The organism is uncultured Thiodictyon sp. (assembly GCF_903828115.1).
GTDB lineage: Bacteria > Pseudomonadota > Gammaproteobacteria > Chromatiales > Chromatiaceae > Thiodictyon.
The window spans coordinates 1-2,163 of record NZ_CAIKKU010000290.1 but is presented as its reverse complement, the minus strand read 5'-3'; the positions used below and the strand labels follow the sequence as shown (position 1 = coordinate 2,163).

Here is a 2,163-nt window from a genome sequence, read left to right as displayed (position 1 = left end):
TTCGCCGCCGACACGGTCGAAACCGAGCAGCAGCGCTGGCTGAAGTTCTTCAACGAGGCGGAGCGCCTGGACGAGGACGCCCTGCCCGGGTGGATGCAGACCCCAGAGATGAGGCGAGCCATGAACACACTTAGGGCATTTTCCGAGAAAGAGCACGCCTATTATGCGTACCAGGCGCGGCAGGACTATCTGCGCGAACAGCAGAGCATCCAACTCGAATTCGAGGACCTGCGCGCCGAGGTCGAGCAGGCGCGTGCGGACGCGGAGCAGGAGCGGGCGGCGAAGGAGCAGGAGCGGGTGGCCAAGGAGCAGGCCCGCGCGGCAGAGGAGCAGGCCCGCGCGGCCGAGGAGCAGGCCCGCGCGGCAGAGGAGCAGGCCCGCGCGGCAGAGGAGCGGGAGCGGGCGGCCAAGGAAGAGGCCCTCGCCGAGAATGAGCGGCTGAAGCGCTTGCTCGCGGACAAATCCGAGTCGTCTGGGACCGGGACGCCGTAGACCCGCAGACTTGGCTGACGAAGGAACCCCAACACAATGGTGTAGGCTAGAGGCTGTCGGGGCTCCTTCCTTACGCCAATCTACGGTCCTATGCGGGCTTATCAAGTCGCTTTCTTTACTCTCGGAAAAGATCTCGAGTCTGGCACCTTATGCCCACTACGCCGGAGGCAATTTTCCGGGTTCATAATTGAGCCTGGCCCCTTTTCCCCACTGATTATGATTCAGACGCGGCCTAAATTAGCGCCATTCGGTACTGACCCCTTTATCCTGCTGACCCCTTTATCCTGACCCCTTTATCTGCTGACCCCTTTACTCCATTTATGCTGCTACTGACCCCTTTACCCTGAGGGCGCCACGCGCGCGGCGGCGGAAAAGCATCAGGTTGGCAAAACTGATCAAGACCAATCCTATCGACGACGGCTCAGGCACGGTTTCAACCCCCACCTCCGACGCATTAAACCTAAACAAATGGGCCGTGCCGTCATCGAAATGGAATCCAACGCCGTTCGGAGCGGCCAGCCCAATGACGGTGTCGCTACTATTGACATCAGGACTACTCCAACTCAAATTGGAGAGTGCCGTTTGAACATCCGCCAGATTTGCAACAAAAGTCGCCTCAGCCACGGCGTTGCCGTTGTTGTAACCGGTTAGATAACTCTGGATCGCCGAACTCATGAAAACATTGACGTTGGTCATGTCCACGCCGTTGACTGTACCACTGATGTTCTCCTCCCCGCCGCCTCCCATGCCGAGCACATAGAAGGTCGTATCACCGGCCGGTAAGAGAAAAGCCAGCGTGGACAAATTTGAAATCTGATCCGGCCAAGCCTCACTGTTCTGATACAGAAGATTGTTGATGGCAGCGGCAGTGCCGCCAAAAATCGCAAAGTCGTTGTCGGCCACTATTGCCATGAAAAAAGAACTTGCCACACGGGGATGAGCGATGGGTCATGCGGGATTCTCCAGTCGCGGGGGGGAGTGGGGGAGTCGGCGCCCAATCCGCCGGGATTCAGGATGTCCGGGGCGGGACGGGGTATTCACCCCGTCCCAAACGTTTTTCTTCGGACCGGGCCATTGGCGCCCAGCCCCCGGGTACTCGAGCCCGCCCGTCTGGTCGGGCACCGCCGCCCTCAACCGTCCCCGAGATACTCCCAGACCAGGCGGCGCACCTTGCCCGACAGGGTGAGCGGGTAGCCGTTGGGGTAATCGGCCAGATTGATGACCGTCGACCTGTCGTGCAGCCGCGAGTTCGCCAGGATGGCGGGGTCGCCCTCCCAGGTCAGCACCACCTGCGTGCCCACCGGGTCGGCACGGAGATCCAGAGCCCATTGCCCCGCCTGACCGCCAGCGGGCCGGAAATCGCTCGCGTAGTCGCCCTTGCGCGTGCCCCAGGTGGGCCGCGGGAAGGCGAGCGTGAGGTAGGGTGAGGCGAAGGGCGTCATGGCGCTCAGGTCGGCCGGGTCATAGCCGGTCGCGGCACCGGTCCAGTGCCCGAGCCGGACCTGGGTGTTCCAGCCGCCCTGGGCGTTGCCGGCCCGCAGGCGCACCAGCCACTCGCCGGTGCCCGGGGTCGGCGGGCCGACGGTCGAGACCTCGGCGGGGATCAAGAGTTCGATGGTCTTGTTCGCCCCGCCGGGCAGGACCTTGACCCAGAACGCCTTGAAATACGGC

Annotated in this window: 2 protein-coding genes and 1 pseudogene; 1 reads left to right on the top strand and 2 read right to left on the bottom strand. The window is 62.6% G+C overall.

Annotated elements, in window-relative coordinates; all coding sequences use genetic code 11:
- Positions 1-492: pseudogene (locus QZY48_RS10740) on the top strand (hypothetical protein); the annotation flags it as partial.
- A 318-nt stretch (positions 493-810) separates the two neighbouring features.
- Here QZY48_RS10740 and QZY48_RS10735 read toward each other — a convergent pair.
- Entirely contained in the window at positions 811-1,395 is a 585-nt protein-coding gene (locus QZY48_RS10735; protein WP_295430855.1) for a PEP-CTERM sorting domain-containing protein, read from the bottom strand.
- 227 nt (positions 1,396-1,622) lie between these two features.
- The coding region (locus QZY48_RS10730; RefSeq protein ID WP_295430854.1) for a hypothetical protein at positions 1,623-2,163 on the bottom strand (541 nt) is incomplete at its 5' end.